The organism is Leptospira perdikensis, assembly GCF_004769575.1.
In the GTDB taxonomy this organism is placed as follows: domain Bacteria; phylum Spirochaetota; class Leptospiria; order Leptospirales; family Leptospiraceae; genus Leptospira_A; species Leptospira_A perdikensis.
Genome location: NZ_RQGA01000013.1, coordinates 106648 through 126806, shown reverse-complemented (window position 1 = coordinate 126806; position 20159 = coordinate 106648). Strand labels below are relative to the sequence as shown.

18 protein-coding genes are annotated in these 20159 nt (G+C 38.5%); 11 read left to right on the top strand and 7 right to left on the bottom strand.

Annotated features, from left to right (window positions below; translation table 11 throughout):
- Positions 1 to 21 precede the first annotated feature (21 nt).
- From EHQ49_RS11535 to EHQ49_RS11510, 6 genes are all read left to right on the top strand, one after another.
- Positions 22 to 1227, top strand: coding sequence for an MbnH family di-heme enzyme (locus EHQ49_RS11535; protein WP_135579533.1), 1206 nt, complete (start codon positions 22 to 24; stop codon positions 1225 to 1227).
- Entirely contained in the window at positions 1227 to 2120 is an 894-nt protein-coding gene (locus EHQ49_RS11530) for a hypothetical protein (RefSeq protein WP_135579531.1), read from the top strand. Before EHQ49_RS11535 ends, EHQ49_RS11530 begins: the two co-directional genes overlap by 1 nt.
- Positions 2117 to 3028 carry an LIC11086 family outer membrane transporter gene (locus tag EHQ49_RS11525; protein WP_135579529.1) on the top strand — a complete coding sequence of 304 codons (912 nt, stop codon included), beginning with the start codon at positions 2117 to 2119 and terminating at the stop codon, positions 3026 to 3028. The genes EHQ49_RS11530 and EHQ49_RS11525 overlap by 4 nt, the downstream gene beginning before the upstream one ends.
- 64 nt (positions 3029 to 3092) lie before the next feature.
- Positions 3093 to 4340, top strand: a complete 1248-nt coding sequence (gene ccrA, locus EHQ49_RS11520; protein ID WP_135579527.1) for a crotonyl-CoA carboxylase/reductase — start codon at positions 3093 to 3095, stop codon at positions 4338 to 4340.
- A gap of 175 nt (positions 4341 to 4515) precedes the next feature.
- Positions 4516 to 4947: a VOC family protein gene (locus EHQ49_RS11515; RefSeq protein WP_135579525.1), complete on the top strand. Its 432-nt coding sequence runs from the start codon at positions 4516 to 4518 to the stop codon at positions 4945 to 4947.
- A 52-nt stretch (positions 4948 to 4999) separates the two neighbouring features.
- A complete protein-coding gene (locus EHQ49_RS11510) occupies positions 5000 to 6010 on the top strand; it encodes a zinc-dependent alcohol dehydrogenase family protein (RefSeq protein WP_135579523.1) in 1011 nt (336 codons plus the stop codon).
- Between the two features lie 10 nt (positions 6011 to 6020).
- Here EHQ49_RS11510 and EHQ49_RS11505 read toward each other — a convergent pair whose 3' ends face one another.
- From EHQ49_RS11505 to EHQ49_RS11490, 4 genes are all read right to left on the bottom strand, one after another.
- Positions 6021 to 6701: an SH3 domain-containing protein gene (locus EHQ49_RS11505; RefSeq protein WP_135579521.1), complete on the bottom strand. Its 681-nt coding sequence runs from the start codon at positions 6699 to 6701 to the stop codon at positions 6021 to 6023.
- Positions 6698 to 7099, bottom strand: coding sequence for a DUF2721 domain-containing protein (locus tag EHQ49_RS11500; protein WP_135579519.1), 402 nt, complete (start codon positions 7097 to 7099; stop codon positions 6698 to 6700). The genes EHQ49_RS11505 and EHQ49_RS11500 overlap by 4 nt, the downstream gene beginning before the upstream one ends.
- Positions 7100 to 7104: 5 nt before the next feature.
- On the bottom strand, positions 7105 to 8061 hold the full coding sequence (locus EHQ49_RS11495; RefSeq protein WP_135579517.1) for a fumarylacetoacetate hydrolase family protein: 957 nt from the start codon (positions 8059 to 8061) through the stop codon (positions 7105 to 7107).
- Between the two features lie 79 nt (positions 8062 to 8140).
- Positions 8141 to 8362, bottom strand: a complete 222-nt coding sequence (locus EHQ49_RS11490; RefSeq protein ID WP_002973441.1) for a DUF1858 domain-containing protein — start codon at positions 8360 to 8362, stop codon at positions 8141 to 8143.
- A 64-nt stretch (positions 8363 to 8426) separates the two neighbouring features.
- On the opposite strand from EHQ49_RS11490, the gene EHQ49_RS11485 reads away from it, so the two are divergent.
- Positions 8427 to 8843 (top strand): 6-carboxytetrahydropterin synthase, encoded by a 417-nt coding sequence (locus EHQ49_RS11485; RefSeq protein WP_135580022.1) that lies wholly within the window; start codon positions 8427 to 8429, stop codon positions 8841 to 8843.
- A 398-nt stretch (positions 8844 to 9241) separates the two neighbouring features.
- Entirely contained in the window at positions 9242 to 11050 is a 1809-nt protein-coding gene (locus EHQ49_RS11480) for a histidine kinase dimerization/phosphoacceptor domain -containing protein (protein WP_135579515.1), read from the top strand.
- 43 nt (positions 11051 to 11093) lie between these two features.
- On the opposite strand, the gene EHQ49_RS11475 is transcribed toward EHQ49_RS11480, so the two are convergent.
- Positions 11094 to 11711 (bottom strand): TetR family transcriptional regulator, encoded by a 618-nt coding sequence (locus EHQ49_RS11475; protein ID WP_135579513.1) that lies wholly within the window; start codon positions 11709 to 11711, stop codon positions 11094 to 11096.
- Positions 11712 to 11861: 150 nt separating this feature from the next.
- Between EHQ49_RS11475 and EHQ49_RS11470 the strand changes: the two genes are divergently transcribed.
- Together EHQ49_RS11470 and EHQ49_RS11465 are read left to right on the top strand one after the other, a co-directional pair.
- Entirely contained in the window at positions 11862 to 12947 is a 1086-nt protein-coding gene (locus EHQ49_RS11470) for a ferredoxin reductase (protein WP_135579511.1), read from the top strand.
- A gap of 66 nt (positions 12948 to 13013) precedes the next feature.
- The gene (locus tag EHQ49_RS11465) at positions 13014 to 14195 is read left to right on the top strand and encodes a fatty acid desaturase family protein (RefSeq protein ID WP_135579506.1); all 1182 of its coding nucleotides are present in this window, start codon (positions 13014 to 13016) and stop codon (positions 14193 to 14195) included.
- A gap of 99 nt (positions 14196 to 14294) precedes the next feature.
- On the opposite strand, the gene EHQ49_RS11460 is transcribed toward EHQ49_RS11465, so the two are convergent.
- Positions 14295 to 16001 (bottom strand): acyl-CoA dehydrogenase family protein, encoded by a 1707-nt coding sequence (locus EHQ49_RS11460; RefSeq protein WP_135579504.1) that lies wholly within the window; start codon positions 15999 to 16001, stop codon positions 14295 to 14297.
- 291 nt (positions 16002 to 16292) lie between these two features.
- Here EHQ49_RS11460 and EHQ49_RS11455 point away from each other — a divergent pair, with 291 nt between their 5' ends.
- Positions 16293 to 17099 carry a dienelactone hydrolase family protein gene (locus tag EHQ49_RS11455; protein WP_135579502.1) on the top strand — a complete coding sequence of 269 codons (807 nt, stop codon included), beginning with the start codon at positions 16293 to 16295 and terminating at the stop codon, positions 17097 to 17099.
- On the opposite strand, the gene EHQ49_RS11450 is transcribed toward EHQ49_RS11455, so the two are convergent.
- The gene (locus tag EHQ49_RS11450) at positions 17048 to 20158 is read right to left on the bottom strand and encodes an efflux RND transporter permease subunit (protein WP_135579500.1); all 3111 of its coding nucleotides are present in this window, start codon (positions 20156 to 20158) and stop codon (positions 17048 to 17050) included. The genes EHQ49_RS11455 and EHQ49_RS11450 overlap by 52 nt on opposite strands.
- Position 20159 lies beyond the last annotated feature (1 nt).

Below are 20159 nucleotides of genomic sequence, written 5' to 3'. Positions count from 1 at the left end.
TATTTCCCCGAAGGAGGATTTATGAATCGAATTTATTTATACTTATTTATAGTTTTACAATTCCAATGTGCGTTTCTTTTGAATGGACTCAATCCAAACAAAGAAGATAACACTAAGAATTTATTGTTATTATTGTTTGCTGTTCCTTCTGGGTACAACTGGAACCTACCTCCAGGGTTTCCGACTCCGGTGGTTCCTAGTGTTAATCCAATGAGTGAAGCGAAAGTCGAACTCGGCAGGTTTTTATTTTATGACCGTTCTCTTTCGCGAGATCAGTCGATGTCTTGTTCCAGTTGTCATATTCAGGAATTTGCATTTGCCGATGCGAAGGAATTTCCTTCTGGAATTACTGGTGAAATCCACCCAAGAAATTCGCAACATCTTTCGAATGTAGCTTACCATCCGCGTCTCACATGGAATAATCCCTTGATGACAAATTTGGAAATTCAATCGCGAGTGCCAATGTTTGGGGCAACACCGGTGGAACTCGGATTACAAAATAACGATTTTGTGAATCGATTGAATGCAAATTCGATATATGCACCTATGTTCCAACGTGCTTTTGGAGATTCCTCTGCAAACGAACAAAACGTACGATTTGCCTTGGCGAGTTTCCAGCGGACGATGATTTCGGGAAATTCAAAGTTTGATCAGTATAACTTTCGAAACAATCGTAGCGCTCTGAATGCTTCTGAAATTCGGGGAATGAACTTATTTAATGGAGAACGAGCAGAATGTTTCCATTGTCACGGTGGGTTTAATTTTACTGACACTACATTTCATGGAAATTCCGGTTCACAAGAGTTTTTTTATCATAGTAATGGCATACATACGGATGCGTATTATGCATCTCTTCCGAATGATAAAAAAGGGTTATTTGATGTTACAGGAGATTCTGCCGATATAGGAAAATTTCGTGCTCCATCACTACGAAACATTGGTTTAACTTATCCCTATATGCATGATGGCACTTTTATGTGTGATGATGTTAATAATCCGAACAAAGCTGCCGGTACCGGAAAAACGAAACAAGATTGTGCGAGGGATGCATTAACAAAAGTGATCCAACATTATGAATCAGGTGGTGTCAGTCACACAGCTAAAAACACTACGTTGATTCGCCCTTTTACACTCAGTGCAACAGAGAGAGATGATATGGTAAATTTTCTTTTGGCCCTCACTGATAATGAGTTTTTGACCAATCCAAAGTTTGCGAGCCCCTTTTGATGAAAGAACAAAATTATCGGCTCAGTTTCATTGCGATTCTTTCTTTACTAGTCACTCACTGTACTTTTGGTTCGGTGGGTGATAGTAATAAGGAAAAATTGACGATTCTTCAGAACTTAATTTTTTTTAATAACAACCAAACGGTAGCGGTCGGAACCAACCTTCGCAGTTATGATGACCAAGCAGATGATAACCTAAATCAGTTTAGTTTGACTAGTAATTCGGTGGCGTACGTTATTGTGATCCAAAGTAGCAGTTATATCAATTGGGAAACGGGTAGTTATCGAATCAACCCACCAAACCAAACATTAGGTGTGTCCACCTCAAGTTCGGAAAGAAGTTCCACGGCCACAGCGAAAACACATACACCGTATACTGTACCCTTAGATTTACCTGCGGACGATTTGTATGGTAAAATCTATCCATTTTTATCTGCTTCCACGGTATCCAACATCACTCAGTACAATAGTACAGTGGAAACGGGTGCGAGTTTTCTTTATCCAAACACTCGGACTTCGAATATGCCACTAGGAGTGGTGGCGGTTGCAAATTTGAGTTGGGAAGAAATTTATATCAGAATGACAGTAGGAGCGAAAGATGTTACTATTTTACTTCCGCAAGGAAATAAATCCATTACTCCTAAATGTAAGATTCCAATTAAATCAGGTCGTTCTGGTAATATAGAAATATTAACCTCTTTATTGTCGCTTTTTCAAGATCGATCTGTGTCGGGAACTCCTATCCGATTTTTAGACCAATTGTCTGCAGTCGCGGGACCTGTTATTATATCGAAAGTCTCCAATGTCTCTCTATACAATATACTCCTTCAGAATCTCCAAGCAGAAGATATCGTTTTTAGTTTCCCTGGTTGTTTCCCTGGAGTGGAACGATGAAACAAAGTTTTTTAGTATTCATATTTTTTCTGTTTTCTTTTTCTTCAATATATTCGCATCACACTGGTTCGTCGGATAGTCCAAATGCGACTGCGAGATTTGTGGATCCATTTACTGGAAAACGAGAAAAACCAACCAACTATCTGGTAATGACGCAAGATTATTACCAATCCACAAGGGAAAATAGTCATCTTTTTACAACGACAGCTTTTGCGGAGATGAATTTTTTTGATGGAAGGTTTGCTCTCAATGCTTCTGTACCTTGGAACTACTACCAACAAAGAGGAAGAGAGGATGCAGCACGAATTGGAAAAACTTATCTTGGTTTTAAATACCAACCTTTCTTTGATTTAGATAAACCTTACTTCTTTGTGATTGAAGGTTCGGTAGGATTTCCTAGTGGGCCTGATACCGACCGGTTTACCGGTGGAAATTATTATACGGGTTCTGGATTTATCAAACTTGGTTATTTGTATGAGAAGTGGTCCTTTGTGACTAAAATCGGAGGATTAAACCCTCTCTCGCGTCCACAACCAAACAACTTACAAGACAATGATGGAATTCCTTATTATGTTCGTAAACCATCGGCTTCCCCTCCGGAACCAGAATATGAATTCAAAAAAACCACACTCATTTCTGCGTATGTGACGTATTATTTGATGCCAGAGATTTCACTCTTTACGGGACTATTGTATCGCAATCCCTATAATGGTGTGGATTATTCCAAAGAGAAAGATAAAGCCAATCCATCGTATTTTACAGAGGCGAGTGCAGGGTTTTCTTGGAATTTTTCAGAAAAATACAATATGAGTTTGGCCTATCGTTACCCGTTGCAAAGGGATCGTGAGTATAGACTCTATCAATCTGCATGGACATTTGCCTTCTCTATGGAGTGGGGAAGCGATTGACAATTGATGCCTTTTTTAAAACGTTCTAAGAAACTCTATAAATTTGATTCGTAAAAGGTAATCTATGAGCAACGTAGAAATCGTACCAGTAGGGGAACTCCCTCCTATTGGAGTTGTGCCCAAAAAAATGCACGCGCAGGTCATTCGCCCGGAACGTTACGGCGAGCCGAAAACTTCTTTCCAATCAGAAGTCATTGATGTTCCGGAGATCGGTCCGAACGAAGTTCTCGTAGCCACTATGGCTGCTGGAGTTAACTATAACAACGTTTGGGCAGCCCTTGGATATCCAGTTGATGTGATCGCAGCTCGTAACAAAAAAGGCGAACCAGAAAAATTTCACATTGGTGGATCTGATGCATCAGGAATTGTCTATAAGGTTGGAGCCGAAGTTAAAAATGTAAAAGTGGGTGACGAAGTTGTTGTCCATTGTGCTATGTGGGATCCAAAAGATCCATGGGTTCTTGCTGGAAAAGATCCAATGTATGCACCTTCTCAAATCATTTGGGGATATGAATCCAATTGGGGTTCCTTTGCACAGTTCTGCAAAGTACAAGACCATCAGTGTCTTCCTCGCCCACAACACCTAACATGGGAAGCTTCTGCAGCTTATATGTTAGTTGCTGCAACCGCCTATAGAATGTTACACCACTGGAAACCAAACGATGTAAAACCTGGTGATGTAGCTTTGATTTGGGGTGGAGCCGGTGGACTTGGTGCTATGGCGATCCAAATTGTAAAGGCAGCTGGTGGAATTCCAATCGCTGTTGTTTCTTCCGATGACAAAATTGATTTTTGTAAAAATTTAGGTGCAGCTGGTGTGATCAACCGTAACAAGTTCAAACACTGGGGTGGGCTCACTTCTGATATCAACAAACCAGAAGCTTTTGTTGAATGGACCAAACAAGCACGTGAATTTGGAAAAGCGATTTGGGACATTGCTGGTAAAGGCAAAAACCCACAAATCGTATTCGAACATCCAGGTGAAACTACACTTCCAACTTCCGTATTTGTTTGCGAAACAGGTGGTATGGTAGTGATTTGTGCAGGAACTACTGGTTTTAATGCAACAGCTGACCTTCGTTATCTGTGGATGAGACAAAAACGTCTGCAAGGTTCTCACTTCGCAAACGACGACAACTGTCGTGATCTCAACCAATTGGTGATTGATAAAAAAGTAGATCCAGTTTTGGCTGAAACTTATAGTTTCGAACAAACTGGTGAGTGTCACCAGTTGATGCGCGAAAACAAACACCCATCAGGAAACATGTCAATCCTCGTTGGTGCGAAAACTACAGGTCTTGGAAAGAAGTAATTCTTTCCAGGTGAGTATTTAGGTACATGTCCCCGCCCTATATAGACTGGGTGGGGTTAACCACCCGCCACCCAATGGCTCCATCTACCATGAAACCTTCGTTTTGTGAATTCAAATCCTTCTTTCATAATTTTTATTTTTCTAAAGTTCATATTTTTGCCAAAGGAGTTCGTTTATGCATCCACGAATCAATTTAATCACCCTAGGTGTTTCCGATTTAAAACGGTCAATTGAATTTTATGAAAAGGGACTCGGTTGGAAACGTTCAGAAGAAAGTAATGATAGTGTTGCTTTTTTTCAAATTGGGGCTCTCGTTTTTGGTTTGTTTGGTGAAGAAGCTTTAGCTGAAGATATAGGTATTCCTTTCCAAAAACGCCAAAAGTTTTCCGGAATTACACTCGCTCAAAACCAAATAAGTGAAGCTGAAGTTGACGCGGTAATTGAGAAAGTGCGCGCGTTAGGTGCAGAAATACTCAAAGAACCTACAAAAGTTTTTTGGGGTGGATACAGTGCTTATTTTAAGGATTTCGATGGCCATATTTTTGAAGTGGCATACAATCCATTTTTCCCTTTGAATGAGAATGGAGAAATTGTTCTAAGTAAATAGTTCGTTTTACGGTTGTTATGTTTTTGAATCTGAAAAGGAATTAAGAGAAAGTATGAAACAAGCACAAATCCAAAGTTTTGGTTTGGATCATTTAGAAATTGTAAACATTCCTGAGCCAGCGAGTCCAGGTCCACTGGAAGTCCTTGTTCGAATGCGTGCGGCTTCTTTGAATTACCGCGATTCTTTGGTTGTGGAAGGAAAATACAATCCCAAGTTCCCTCTCCCCTTAATTCCTTGCAGTGATGGCGCTGGGGAAGTGGCGGGTGTCGGCTCTCAAGTGACAGAATGGAAATTGGGAGATCGAGTCCTTCTCACTTTTGCGCCTAAATGGATAGCAAAAGAGGCAACACATGCAGAAATGCGCCATACGATCGGGGGGCCACTACCTGGCACCTTACGAGAGTTTGCTTTAGTTCCAGAGACTGGTATTGTTAGAATTCCTTCACATTTATCTTATGAAGAAGCAGCAACTTTGCCTTGTGCTGCTCTTACTGCCTGGTCTGGTTTATTTCAGTTCAGTCAATTAAAACCAGGTGAATTTGTCGTCGTACAAGGAACTGGCGGTGTTTCTATCTTTGCATTGCAGTTTGCGAAATTGGTCGGCGCCAAAGTCATTCTTACTTCTTCCAGTGGAGAAAAGTTAGAACGGGGAAAAGAGTTAGGTGCTGATTACCTAATCAATTACAAAGAAACTCCCGATTGGGGAAAAGAAGTTCGTCGGATCACAGAAAAAGTAGGCGCCGATCATATAATTGAAGTGGGAGGAGCTGGAACCTTAGAACAGTCTATTGCCGCCTGTCGTCCGTTTGGTGTCATCCATTTGATTGGGATTCTTGCCGGTAAATCAGGTGAGCTCAATTTGCTTCCAGCAGTTATGAACAATTTAAAAATTCAAGGTTTAGTTGTCGGTGGCAGAAAAGCATTTATAGAAATGAACCAGGCCATCGAAGTTTCTGGATTACGGCCTATTGTTGATAAAGTTTTTACATTAGAAGAATCGGCTGAAGCGATTCGCTATTTAAGATCAGGATCTCATTTTGGAAAAATTGTGATACGGATTTAAAGTAGGATCATCACTTTTTAATTTTTTTAATACCGGAAACCGATTCGTTGCCATAGTTCTGTAAAAAAGAATAATCAAGGTCAGTGGAAGTTAGTTTTTTTTCTCTAACTACATAGATGTAAAATCTACTTTGATTATCGGATTTGTATACAGATCGCATATAAATAACGTCATTTACAATTTTCCAATCTCCATCGACATTATAAGATATACAACCATCTTCGTCACATCCATTCCAAATGTTTCCGTCAAATGTATGATCTTTCATGAAGTGAATATAATAAGGGCTATAATTTTCTTCACCCCAAAAGCCAACGATTGATCGATCATTAATCTTATCTGGTTCTATTAGCTCTTCGTTATACAGAGAACAATCCCAAATTGTTTGCTGATCGAATAGAAATCCGACTTTGTTGTGAAAGGAAATTTTTGCCCATTTACCAGAATCTTTTCCTATTGTTTCATAATCGGAATACTCGATAACATCTAGTTTCGTTAACTTAGAAACAGATGTTATAACTTCTGAATTAGATGATGGTTTTGAATAAATACTCAATCCATCTTTCGCAATCACACAAATCTTTTCAATCATTGGGTTTTTTACGGTAGGTGGAATATCTTGATCTACATTTTGCTTAGCTTCTTTACAGAGAAGAAAAATCAACATGAAAAGAAGTGGAATTTTTTTCATTTAGAGCCTTGCGTTAGTATCGAATTTCTTTCAATATCTAATGCAATTACCGACAAGTGGATTTCAATGAGCGCAAGTACGAGAGAGATTACCATAAATAAAAGTGATGAAACAAATAAAATCCAAGCCACGATATTGTAAAATGGAATCATACCCATAGAACAAGTACATAAAATCAAACTAAAGATTCCGGCACTTTGGGAATATAAAATCAGAGAAATCCGAAATCGTAGATTATGGATTTGTTTTTCTAAAATTTCCGATTTTGAATTTTCATATTCACTGAGTAGTTGTCTTGAAAGTTTAGCCAAACCAAAAAATCGGTTGGTATAAGCAAGCATTAGTAAGGAGATCGCTGGAAAAAGAAGTCCTGGTATGCTATATGTTAGGTTGTCCAATGAATTTAGTCCTGTTTTACCTGAATGATTTGTTCTCCTAAATCCATCTTTCCATCTGCCGTACGAATCGTTGCTTTGATTAGATCTCCAGGTTGTAAATACTCAGTTCGTTTTTTTTGGCCTTTGATAAAAAGGTCCCATTTTTTATGTTCTGGTAGAAAACTAGCAAAGATTTGTTTTAATTTTCCGGGAGCTTTTAGTGCACATCCTGCAGGTGTTCCGGTTAACAAAACATCACCGACTCGAATTTGCGTAAATAAAGAGAGTTCCGCAATCGATTCTTTCGGTGGAAAAACCATTTGGTTGGCTTTTGCTGATTGTCTTAACTGTCCGTTGACTTTTAGATTTAGCTCTAATGATTGGATCAGTTCATAATCTCCCGGTTCGAGTACAAGCAGGATGGGACCCGCAGGGAAAAACGTGCGGTACGATTTTCCTTTATACCATTGTAGTTGTGGAAGTTGAATGTCTCTTGCAGAAATATCATTGGCAATAAAAAGACCGGCAATGTATTCATTTGGATGATACGATTTAACGTCTAACGGAAGATCTATATCTTTACCAAAAACAATTCCCAATTCAATTTCATAATCTAAAAGTTCTACATGATTTGGCCGAATCACATCCCCGATCGCGGTAGTGAGAGAAAGATCTGATTTGGTAAAAAACAAATTGTATGTTTTGGATTTAGGATCGAGTCCCGATTCCAAGGAATGTTTACTATAATTTGCTCCTTGGCAAATGACCTGACAAGGGGCGGTAATTGGAGAGAGGACTGCAACGTCCTTTTTTTGGATTCGTTTTTTAGATTTAAGATTTAGTTTGATTCTTTTTTTTTGAAGATCAACTAGCAAGTCTTTGGTGGATTTGTCTCCAATTTGTAGTGGGAGGATGTTTTCATCAGTCATGAGCCCCCAATCGATTTTGTTCTTATATTGGAAACGTACAAACTGTTTTGCCATCGTAAACCTATAGAGTTACCACTGGGTTGAAAAAACACGAGGGCCACAATTTGGGCCCGGTGGGAGTTGAGAAATAAGTCTATTCTTCAGAGAAAAGGTTGTTCAGTGAATCGATGAGAGTGTCTACCTCGACACCGTAACCCATACAAACTTGTTCTATGGTTTCTACTTCATTGATGGAGCAGTGTGAACATCCACCTAAATGGTAGCTGGAGAAAACTAGACCTGCTTCAGGATGGATTGCGATCGCTTCACCCACAGTCATTTCTTTAAAAAAGCGCGGTTTTGTTGTTTCAGTCATCTTAAGAACCCTCAGGAAGGAAATTACTATACAAATATTGGACTATGCTCTATTCGTCAATGGAATGTTTACCCAAGAAAACGGGAAATTTTATGTCCGAATTGAGGGTCGGTTTGAATCGGCCCATTTCCTCTACCAGTACTTTGCCGACGGCTCCGACGAGCCCATTCATGGCCATTCCTGGAAGGTGGAGGTGTTTTTGGAAGGAAATACAAACATTCGGCCAGACGGCATTTCTTATGATTTTTTAACCGCACGAACCAAACTTATGGAACTCGTACATTCCATTGACCACCTCCTTATCAACGACCATCCGGATTTTAAGGGAATCAATCCTACTTCTGAGAATGTCGCTCGTTGGTTTTATTCCGGTTTAAAAGCAGATGTGAAATCCTCGGAGGGCAGAATTCGACGGATTGTCATTCATGAGGGTCCAGAAAATCTGGCTTTTTTTGAACCAACAAATGATTCTCACTCCTAAAGCATTTGTAACATTCGTTAGGTAATATACCGTAACTCTGTAGCGGTTCTGTTTTGGTTTTTGATTCCAAGAACCGTATAGTTTGAGTGTTCTCATCATTCGAACGAAAGGTGAGATTTCGTTTAGAAGATATCCTTACCTGAAAAAAGAACAAGTGATATAAAAAATCTTTATGTAGTTCGGTTTCTTACGTAAATTTTATGTCAGCAAACATTTGTTTGTGCCGAAAACTCGACATAATATCCAATCATTAGACAGTCTCAATCTCCAATAAATTCATCTGTTCAACATTTACATTTTGTTTTTATTGCACAGGTTTTGATTTTTTTTCATAAAATTTTGTCATCTTAATCGATTGCTTTTATACCAGCTAATTATGAAAATCGGTAGAAGACTCCATGCCACTGACAGAACTCAAACATAGTTTAGGTCATATTCTACTTGTGGAAGACGAAGCCATATTGGCCATCTCACAATCAGAGTTTTTGAAAAACAAAGGGTATTCTGTACAATATGTATCTAATTCAAATGATGCTTATGATTATATCACTTCCGGTGAACGAGTTGATTTAATACTTATGGATATCAATCTTTCTGACGGAATGGATGGAATCCAATTAGCAGAAAAGATTCTTTCTTACCGCGAGATTCCTATTCTTTTTGTTAGTGGTTATTCAGATAACAAAATCTTGGATCGTGTTTGTAAGGTAAAACATTACGGATATGTTCCTAAAATTTCAAGTCCAGATATAGTAGAGTGTATGATTCAATCCGCACTTCAACTTTATCAAGCAGAACAAACGTTAGCGTTTCGTGAAAAAGAACTTCGAATTACTTTTGAAGCAATGGGTGACGGAGTGATTGTTCTTTCACCCGAAGGATTGATTCGAGAAATTAATCATAAAGCTTTAGATATGTTAGGTTATCAAAAACCTGAAGTTGTAGAAAAAGATCTTACCTCTTTTTTGTATTTGGTTCAAGCCGATGCGAGAACTCGAGTCTCTTATCCTTTTTTGAGTTCATCTAAAAAGCTAATTGATACAGAACGTAGAAATGATTTGATTATTGTTTCTCGCAGTGGCCGTGAAACACATGTTACTGAAACAATTTCACCTATTTTGGATACTGAAAAAAATCTAAATGGAATAGTGATTGTTTTTAGAGAAACACCATCTGCATCTGTTATGGTTCCACCAAAGGATGGCGAAAGTTTATATGCAAAGGTATTCCAACTGAGTCCAATTCCAATGGCTATATCTACGGTGAAAGATGGTACTTATTTGGACGTAAACTCTTCGATGGAAACTCTTTTCCAATTAGAGAAATCAAAAGTCATCGGTAGAAAAACGGAAGAGTTTAAGGCATGGAGTAATCCTGCAGAAATAGAACGACTGAATAAAGCCTACCAAGAAAACGGAAGGATGTCCGGTGAAAGGATGTCCGTAGAACATACCGATGGGAAAAAGTTTGATGTTCTTGTATTTAGCCAAGCCTTTGAAATTGCAGGTGAACGTTTCATTTTGTGGATCAACTTGGATGTGACAAAAATTTTGGATATGGAAGGTCGTTTGGCTAAGTCTGTAGAAGAAAAAGATGTCCTACTGAAAGAACTACAACACCGGGTTAAAAATACTCTCGCAATCATATCTGGACTTCTTAATTTAGAATCCTTTAAAGTTGAAAATGAAATTGCGAAACAATCATTCCTAAATGCACAATCTCGAATCATGTCTATGTCCAAGGTTTATGAAAACCTCTACCAATCGGAAGATTTGGAATCTGTAGACCTTCGTAAGTACATTGAGGACTTAGTGTTTAGCTTACATGATATCTTTGTTCTCAATCCAACGAAGATTCGTTTTGATGTGAAGTTAGAAGACATTCGTTTGGATCTCAAACGAACTCTTCCTTTGGGTCTGATCCTCAACGAATTATTGACCAATGCACTCAAGTATGCTTATCCCAATGAAAAAGGGGGAGATGTTCGTATCCATCTCTCTCGTTCGAACGAAAATATTATTTTATCGGTTGGGGATGATGGAGATGGTTTGCCAGATTCAGTGAATATTGAAAAGGGAAATCATTTTGGTTATGAGTTGATTCGTAGTTTGACGTCACAACTCAAAGGTGTTTTCTCTTCCGTCTCCAAAAAAGGTGAAGGCCTCAATATTATGATTTCCTTTCCTGTGAAATCCAATGACAAGTGAGAAAATGAACTGACTTAGGTAAGTTTTGTTTTCAAATTTTCTCTTATCTCTTTTTTCTTCCTCGGATCGCTCCAATAAAAACCAAACGAACTTGTTTGATGGTTTGTAGTTTTAGTTTTCTCATTTCAGAATGGGCATCGGCTGCTAAATCTAAAAAATCAGAAGCCATCAGAAAACAAATACTTACAATTAGTTCCGATGCAAACTGAATGTCCTCCACAGGAATCATTTTAGGCATTCGCATATCTTTCGCAAGTTCGGTTGCGATGGCCTTCATGGACTCTCGGATTTTTTCTCGGATCTTGCGATTGCCTCCTGTTCGTTCTCGAGCAATGAATCGAAATAAAGAGCGATTGTTGGCCACATAGTCGAAGAAAAACCCAATGGTCAATTGTAGGGCTGACTTATACGCCCCTTTGTTTCTAGCATCTCCGACAATGGTTTGGATCCGGCCCCCGCATTCGTCCACGAGAGTTAGTCCCAGCTCTTCCATATTCTTAAAATGCCTGTAAAACGCCGCAGGGACAATTCCGGCCTCTCCCGCCACCTCGCGAAGGCTTAAGTCGCCGAGTCCTTTCTCCTCTCCCATCAATTGTAGCGCACTCTCCAATAGATTGTCGTGGGTACGTAGTTTTTGGGCGTATCGTTTGTTGAGTTTCATGACCTGAATTCAGTAAACAGTCGTTCACTTTTTTTCAAAAAGCAAGGACAAAAACCTCTTTTTAGGGTTGACATAGCTAACAACGTAAATTAACACTATTAAATATCTCTGTGAACGAGTGTTCACTTAAATGCGAAATACGAGGCGAAAATGAAAACATTTCCTTTTATCTACAATGAACCCAAGGAATTCCTGAGTTCTCTCCAACCCAAACAATGGGCTGATTTTCTATTGGGGGAGATCAATCCCAGGTTTTCGGTAACGGCAATCAAAGCTCGAGTTGTTGCAGTCAGGGAAGAAACGGATGATACAAAGACTTTGGTTTTGAAACCGAACTGGTTGTGGAAAGGGTTTCGATCAGGACAACATGTTCCAGTCACTGTAGAAATTGCGGGAAGACGAGTGACAAGGTTTTATTCTTTGTCTTCTGTTCCCGGAGAAAAACATTTAAGTATCACCGTTAAACGTCAAAAAGGTGGTCTTGTATCAAACTTTATCAATCAGAATATCAAAAAGGGTGATTTGTTGGAATTGGGAGAAGCTCAAGGAGAGTTTGTTCTTCCTAAAACTTTACCTTCTAAGTTTTTGTTTTTAGCAGGTGGTAGCGGAATTACTCCGATCCATTCCATTCTCAAACAACTACAATCTTTGAAATTTAATGGCAAAGCCACCCTCCTATACTTTGTTAGGTCTTTCGAAGATATCATCTTACGTTCTTCCTTAGAAGAAATTGCAAAACAAACTGGTTGGTTAGAAATTCGTTATATTTTTTCGGAAGTGTCCAAAGAGGGATATGATTCCGGATTTTTAACCAAAGAAATTTTACAAAAATATACAAAAGATTTAAAATCCTATTCTGTTTATGTTTGTGGACCAGCACCCATGCAAACCAAAGCTCTTTCTCTTCTGGAAGGGAATGAAGTAAAGTCAGAGTTGTTTATGTTACCTGGACAAACTTCTTTACAAGTGAAAAAAACGGGAACTGTGGATGTGTTTTTATCTCTTAGTCACAAGACAATTCAAGTGAAAGGGGAACGATCTCTTTTAGAAGAATTGGAAGACCAAGGAATTTATCCTCAAAGTGGGTGCCGAATGGGAATCTGTCATACTTGTGTTTGTAAAAAAACAGTAGGTTCTGTTACAGATTTAGCAAAAGGCGAAATGTCTGAGTTAGGTGAAGAGAACATCCAAATTTGTGTCTCTAGGGCTGAATCAAATTTGGAATTGGAACTCTAGAGATTTGAAACCTAAATACCTAAATTGGTGAATGAGAATTAAAAGAAATAATCATAGGAAAAAAAGATGAGAACGATTAGCAAAAAATTAAACAAAGAAGAAATTGAATCCTTTGGAAAAGAAGTAGAAACCCTTCGTGAAGAAGTGATGTCCAAGGTCGGAAAAGAAGATGCAGATCATATTCGATTTATTTATAAAACTTATCGATATACAGAAATAATTGGTCGTGGCCTCCTTCATTTTAGTTTTGAACCAATTACTTTTGTCGCTGGCACCTTGTTGCTAGCTACATCCAAAATCATAAACAATATGGAACTTGGTCATAATGTTCTGCATGGACAGTATGATTGGATGAACGACCCCCGATTCAATTCAAGAACTTTTGAATGGGACATTGTGAGTGATGCTCACCAATGGAAGTTTTATCATAATTATATGCACCATACATATACAAATGTTTTAAATAAAGATCATGATTATGGGTATAATTTCACACGTTTGACAGAAGGGCAAAAATGGAAACCCGTTCACCTAACGCAACCTTTTACAAATTTGTTCCTTGCAATGAACTTTCAGTGGGGAGTTGGGGCCCACGGGTATCGTGTGGAATATATGGAAATTCCCAAAAAACAAAGAAAGAAAAAAACATTAAAAGATTACAAGGCAGTGTTCTTTAAGAAAATTGAATTACAACTTGTTAAGGATTATATTTTCTTTCCACTTCTTGCTGGTTTGAATTTTCCAAAAATCATTTTAGGAAACCTGATTGCTAATTTAATTAGAAATCTTTGGACTTATGCAGTAATTTTCTGCGGCCATTTTACTGAAAATGCGGAATCCTTTTCTGTAGACGACATCACTGGTGAATCAAAAGCAGAGTGGTATTTGAGACAACTCAAAGGTTCTTCTAACTTAGATGGCAGTAATTTTTTCTACACGATGACTGGTCACTTAAGTCACCAAATAGAACACCATATGTTTCCTGGGATGCCTGCAAAACGTTACCGTGAAGTAGCACCTCGTTTGAAAGAAATCTGTGCCAAGTATGGTCAACACTACAACACAGGTAGTTTCGTAAAACAGTTTGCATCTGTATGGAAACGAATCATTGCTTATTCTTTCCCGGATTCTTTTGCCGGAAAATTAATGGGAAACAAAAAGAAATATTTGGAACCAAAGACTTTGATTCAACAACCTAGTTTTCAGATTTCTTTGCCTATAGAAGAGAAATCCGTTACAAGCATTTAACCTGAATTATCTGAACTTCCCACTTACGCATTGTGGGAGGTTCGTCCCTTTCCTTTCTAATGGGTCCTCAAGTGATTGAGGGCCCTTTTTTTTAGAATTTTATGAGAGTTTTATTTTATTTGCAGAAAGGATTGCTAAACTATCGGTATGAAATCCTTTACACCACTGCGTTCGTAGTTCTTTTCTTTTGGTAGATTTGTTTTTTGCTCTTTCCATTAAGTAACCGACTACAACTCTAGCTGCTGATTCTACCACTTCAAAACTATATGTTTCTTTTGTTTGTTGGTCTCCAATAGATTTGTAAGTTTCTACAATAGATTCAAATAGAGTTCTAATTTCTTGTAATTTAGAATTGGATTCGGATCCTTTTGCCAAATGGTCTAAGTAAGCTCGGAAAGTTCCAGTAGGACTCATTCCAGAAGTAATTCCTCCAATGGCTGCATTCACTTGGATTTGTGTGGTTCCGTCATAGATATTGGTGATTCTTGCATCTCGGTAAAGCCTCGAAAGATCATAATCTTCTGTATATCCTGCGCCACCTAATACTTGTAATCCGTCATAAACTAGGTCATTACACATTTCTGAATTATAGTATTTTGATATGGGGGTGAGTGTGTTTGCGACTTTTTCCCAAAATTTGCCAGTTTTGGAATCTTCTGGTGTGACAGTTCTACCGTCTTCATACCAATAGTATTTATCAACGGAATAAGCAGCCTCTACCATAAGGCACCGCATACCTGCGAGTTCCCTTTCCATTCGATCCAACATACGACGTACTGCAGGAATTTCATAAATCGGTTTTCCAAATTGAATTCTTTCTTTTGCATATTTGATTGCTTCTTCATATGCTGCAGTTACAATGCCTGTTCCTTGCGAAGATACGCTGAGACGTGCTCCATTGAGCATACCCATTACGTACTTCACAAGTCCGAAACCTTCTTTTCCTACTAGATAACCTTCGCTATTTTCAAAAACAGTTTCACAAGTGGCGGAGGCTTTGATTCCTAGTTTCTTTTCAATCCCTTGCACTGCGTAATCTTTGTTCTCGACAATGAAAAAAGATAAACCTCTTGCTCCACTTTCTTGAGTTCCCGTTCTTGCTAGTGTGAGCGTAATGCCAGGGCTTCCGTTGATACCACAAGCTACCGTTTGAAATCGTTTAGTTCCAGTAAGATACCACTTATCATTGGCCTTGGTTGCTTTGGTGGTGACGCTCGGCAAATCAGATCCAAAGTCTGGTTCTGAAAGTCCCATGGTGACCGTATAGTTTCCTGAAATTAATTTAGGTATCCATTCTTCTTTCATTTCGTCTGTTGCACAGGCTTCTAAAATTGCAGCAAGACCCATACTTCCCACTGCTATGGTTATGGAACTATCGGACCTATACATTAATTCAGCAATGATTGCTTTGATGATACTTGGCGCTCCCAATCCACCATATTTTCTTTTGAAAGCAACAGGACCTAAACCTGCGTCATGGTACATTTTAATAACATCCACCATTTCTTGTGGGTGGATTACATTTCCATTATCAAATTTAAGACCTTTGGCATCGACTGTTGCCGCAACTTGGGACACATAAATCCCACTAATTTCACCGCAAGATTTTAGAATTTCTTCATAAAAGGATTTCGCCTCATCTACATTAGATGGCGCATATTCTAATCTAGGGTTATTGTTCTCAGTATAGAGTTTAGAATCGGAAAAATTATTTTCATAGAGAGGAACAATTTCATTCCAATCAATCAATTCGTAAAAATGTTCCTTTAAATCTTCGTTGGTTTGAAAGTAGTTACTTTGGATCATATAAATTCCTTTTGGATTAGAAGATGGATTTTATCAATGTGAGGCGATTAAAAAAAATCGTATAACAAAAAAAATTGAAACTTTGTTTTTTGGTGAACCGATCGGTTTCCTTTTTCTGATTCTCTAGTCCTTGTTAACAAAAAAGAACAAAGGTATTCATTTTTGATCGGTATCAATCTGTTCTCTATTTTACGAAATTAAGGTTTCTTTTTTCCGATTTCAATTTAGAATTCTAAATCGATCTCTGTAGAAAGAACGAATCTTTCGTTTTTTCGGCAGAACAGGAGACCTATGAAACAACTCATTTCTATTCTCACGCTCGTTTTTGCGATACAATGTGCGAGCGTACCAACGGCGCAGCTTCCTGTAAAATCTACAGTTACGGGAACTGCAGTGGAGTACAAATTGGATGGGAAAACCTATGAAGGATTTCTCGCTACTGATTCTTCTCTCACAGGAAAACGTCCAGGTATTCTAGTGATCCATGAATGGTGGGGACTAAATGACTATCCTAAACAGCGGGCGAAACAACTTGCCGACTTAGGTTATGTTGCTTTTGTTATGGATGTTTATGGAAAAGGAATTCTTGCAAAAGACCATGTGGAAGCTGGGAAATTATCGAGTGCCAATGGAGATTCTAAAATTCTTTTGAAAAAGATCTACAAGGCTCTTGATATTTTAAAATCAAATCCCAATGTAGATGTAAGTAAAATTGGAGCCATTGGTTACTGTTTTGGTGGTGGCGGTGTCATTGAACTTGCATTAGATGGTGCTGATTTAAAAGGGGGAGTGGTTTCTTTCCACGGCTTTTTGGCCAGTAAAAACCTGGCATCGGGTGTAAAAAAAATGAAAACTAAAGTTTTAGTCCACCATGGTGCAGATGATCCATTTGTTCCAAAAACTTCGGTTGAAACATTTGTTAAAACCATTACGGATGCAAAGGCTCCGGTGAGTTTTGTTTCTCATCCGGGAGCTGTTCACGGGTTTACAAGACCAGGCGCAGAAGATCGAGGTCTTCCTGGCCTTGCGTATAATAAAAAAGCTGACTACGAGTCTTTTGAAAGTATGAAGGACTTTTTTGCAGCAAACTTCAAATAGACGAGAGGGAGTACAAAAAGGGTAAGAGCACTCGCTGATACCAACCCTCCAATCACAACCGTAGCGAGAGGTCTTTGGACTTCCGCTCCGGGTGATGTGCTGATTGCCATAGGGATAAATCCAATGGATGCAAGGAGGGCCGTTGTAAGGACGGGGCGAAGTCTGGATAAAGCGGCTTCTTTCACCGCTTCTTCTTTTCTCTTTCCCGATTGTTCCAAACTTCTAATAAAACTGATGAGCACAAGCCCATTGAGAACTGCAATTCCAAAGAGTGCAATGAAACCTACGCCAGCAGAAATACTAAATGGTAGATTCCGGAAATACAAGGCGAAAATCCCTCCAGTAATGGCAAAGGGTACATTCAGAAAGATGATGATTGCCGATGATATTTCATTAAATGCAAAATAGAGGATTAGAAAAATAATCAATAGTGTAATCGGTACAACAACATAAAGTGTTTTTGTAGCGGATTCAAATTTTTCAAATTCACCTCCCGTAATGTAATGATAACCTGGTGGAAAATTGATTTCTTTTTCCAAAACATTTTGTACTGAGTTTACTGTACTGACCATATCACTTCCACGAATATTAAATTGAACCAATGCATACCTATTTTGGTTTTGATGGTAAATTTGAACTGGTCCATCCTCAATTTGTATTTCTGATAATTCGTGTAACGGTGCAAAGGTGTTTTTTCCTACTCTGACCGGAATGTTTTTGATGGGTTCGGGTTTCTGATCTATTTCTGTTTTTACAACAATTTCAAATCGTTTCATTCCTTCATAAACAATACCTGCGGGAACACCGGAAGAAATGGATTCTGTCACACGATTGATATCTACAATGGACTGATCATATCTTGCTAATTTTTCTCTATTTGGTTTGATACGTAAGTATTCGAGTCCATACAATTGTTCAATACGTAGATCCACAACACCAGGGATATTTTTGATTTTGGATGTTATCTCTTCTGCCATTGATTTTAGTTTTGTTAGGTCATCACCAAATACTTTGATACCCACATCGGCACGGATTCCTGCCATAATTTCATTGTTTCGCATTTCAATCGGCTGGGAAAGTCCATAAGCAACGTGTGGTGCCACTCTTTCAATGATCTCTTGTAATTTAGATTCAATTTCTCCTTTGGATAAACTCCAGTCCGACCTTGGTTTCATATCCAAATACATATCTGTTTTTTCGACACCCATAGGTTCAATGGCTAACTCAGGAGAACCCGTTCTTGAAACCACCTCTGTGATTTCTGGAATTTCTTCTAGAATGGTTTTTTCTATTTTCATAGAAGACAAAATAGATTCTGTCAAAGTTGTTGATGGATACCGACTAATTTCAATTAGAAGGTTCCCTTCATCTAATTTGGGGAGGAATTCTCCCCCCAATCGAAAGAATAAAAGAATCGAAAGCAGAAGGATACCGATTGTAGAATAGGTCACCTTCTTTGATTCGCTGAGACAATAGTCTAGTTTTGGCGTATACCAATTGTGAATTTTTTGGAAAAATTTCGTTTCTCCTTCTCCGACATGTCCCCCTTTTAAAAAATAAGATGCAAGAACCGGAATGAGTGTCAAGGTCAAGATGAAAGCACCAAGTAACGCAAAGAGTACAGTGGTTGCCATCGGAATGAACATCTTTCCTTCCGTTCCACTTAAGGTAAGGATCGGGATATAAACAATTCCGATAATGATTTCTCCGTAAATGGTAGCTTTACGAACTTCAATCGTTGCAGATAAGATGGTTTCTTTTTGTTCCTTGTCAGTAAGATCTCTTTTTAATTCTTTTCGTTTGAGTCCTAATCGTCTGTGTGAGTTTTCGATAAGAATCACTGCTCCATCTACAATCAGTCCAAAATCAATAGCTCCCATCGACATTAAGTTTGCAGGAAGGTCTCGCAAAAACATAAGGCTGATGGCAAATAACATTGCAAGGGGAATGACCGAAGCAATGACTAATCCTGAGCGAAAATCCCCAATCATTAAAAATAGGATGATGATGACAAGGATTGCACCTTCCGATAAATTCCAAATAATTGTATTTAAAGTATTTTTTACCATAATCGATCGATCATAATAAGGTTTGATTTTCATTCCTGTCGGAAGTGTCTTCTCAATTTGAGTAATTTTTTCCTTTACGGCCGTTGTTACTTCCAGAGAATTTTCACCGAGTAACATAAGTGTTACAGCCCCAACAACCTCAGACTTTCCTGCTGCTGTGGCGGCTCCTTTTCGTAACCTTGGACCTTCTATAATTTTTGCAATACTACTTAAATATATGGGAAACCCATCTCCCATTTTGCCTACTTGGATTTTTTCAAAATCAGAAATGGATTTAAGTAATCCATCACTCCCAACAATCAATTGTTCGCCGGCCCTTTCAATATACCCACTTCCCGTAGAAAGGTTGTTCGATTGGACGGCTGTGACGATTTGGTTTAGAGATAAACCGAGTGCGGCGGCTTTAAACGGATCAACGATTACTTGGTATTGTTTTGTTTTCCCACCAAAACTATTGACTTCCACAATCCCTGGAACGGTTTTTAAAGCTGGGTTGATGTACCAATTCAAATAAGTTGTGAGTTCCATTTGGTTATGGAATTCACTTTCTAAGGTAAATTGGAAAACTTCGCCAAGCCCTGTTGTGATCGGCCCAATCACCGGTTTTCCAAAAATAGCAGGAATGTTTTCTGAGGCTTCCGTTAGTCTTTCACTAACAAGTTGTCTACTTTTCCATAAATCAGTTCCATCTGCAAATACTGCCGTTACTAAAGAAAATCCGTAGCGAGAAACGGAGCGAACTTCAATTAAATTTGGAATTCCTGTTATGGCTCTTTCTACAGGTAAAGTGATGTATTGTTCGATCTCTAAAGTAGAGAGGGCAGGGGATGTTGTGATTACTTGCACTTGGACATTGGTAATGTCAGGGACTGCATCCATTTTAAGATGAGTTAGTGAATAAAATCCACCAAACACAAGTAATGCTGTTGATATAATCACTAACAATCGGTTTTGAAGAGAAACTTGGACAATTTTTGTTAAAAACTCCATA

What these genes read in the sequence shown, in the direction of transcription:
- EHQ49_RS11535 (WP_135579533.1), top strand. Translation starts at nt 22, where the DNA reads ATGAATCGAATTTATTTATACTTATTTATAGTTTTACAATTCCAATGT.
- EHQ49_RS11530 (WP_135579531.1), top strand. Translation starts at nt 1,227, where the DNA reads ATGAAAGAACAAAATTATCGGCTCAGTTTCATTGCGATTCTTTCTTTA.
- EHQ49_RS11525 (WP_135579529.1), top strand. Translation starts at nt 2,117, where the DNA reads ATGAAACAAAGTTTTTTAGTATTCATATTTTTTCTGTTTTCTTTTTCT.
- ccrA (WP_135579527.1), top strand. Translation starts at nt 3,093, where the DNA reads ATGAGCAACGTAGAAATCGTACCAGTAGGGGAACTCCCTCCTATTGGA.
- EHQ49_RS11515 (WP_135579525.1), top strand. Translation starts at nt 4,516, where the DNA reads ATGCATCCACGAATCAATTTAATCACCCTAGGTGTTTCCGATTTAAAA.
- EHQ49_RS11510 (WP_135579523.1), top strand. Translation starts at nt 5,000, where the DNA reads ATGAAACAAGCACAAATCCAAAGTTTTGGTTTGGATCATTTAGAAATT.
- EHQ49_RS11505 (WP_135579521.1), bottom strand. Translation starts at nt 6,701, where the DNA reads ATGAAAAAAATTCCACTTCTTTTCATGTTGATTTTTCTTCTCTGTAAA.
- EHQ49_RS11495 (WP_135579517.1), bottom strand. Translation starts at nt 8,061, where the DNA reads ATGGCAAAACAGTTTGTACGTTTCCAATATAAGAACAAAATCGATTGG.
- EHQ49_RS11490 (WP_002973441.1), bottom strand. Translation starts at nt 8,362, where the DNA reads ATGACTGAAACAACAAAACCGCGCTTTTTTAAAGAAATGACTGTGGGT.
- EHQ49_RS11485 (WP_135580022.1), top strand. Translation starts at nt 8,427, where the DNA reads ATGTTTACCCAAGAAAACGGGAAATTTTATGTCCGAATTGAGGGTCGG.
- EHQ49_RS11480 (WP_135579515.1), top strand. Translation starts at nt 9,242, where the DNA reads ATGCCACTGACAGAACTCAAACATAGTTTAGGTCATATTCTACTTGTG.
- EHQ49_RS11475 (WP_135579513.1), bottom strand. Translation starts at nt 11,711, where the DNA reads ATGAAACTCAACAAACGATACGCCCAAAAACTACGTACCCACGACAAT.
- EHQ49_RS11470 (WP_135579511.1), top strand. Translation starts at nt 11,862, where the DNA reads ATGAAAACATTTCCTTTTATCTACAATGAACCCAAGGAATTCCTGAGT.
- EHQ49_RS11465 (WP_135579506.1), top strand. Translation starts at nt 13,014, where the DNA reads ATGAGAACGATTAGCAAAAAATTAAACAAAGAAGAAATTGAATCCTTT.
- EHQ49_RS11460 (WP_135579504.1), bottom strand. Translation starts at nt 16,001, where the DNA reads ATGATCCAAAGTAACTACTTTCAAACCAACGAAGATTTAAAGGAACAT.
- EHQ49_RS11455 (WP_135579502.1), top strand. Translation starts at nt 16,293, where the DNA reads ATGAAACAACTCATTTCTATTCTCACGCTCGTTTTTGCGATACAATGT.
- EHQ49_RS11450 (WP_135579500.1), bottom strand. Translation starts at nt 20,158, where the DNA reads ATGGAGTTTTTAACAAAAATTGTCCAAGTTTCTCTTCAAAACCGATTG.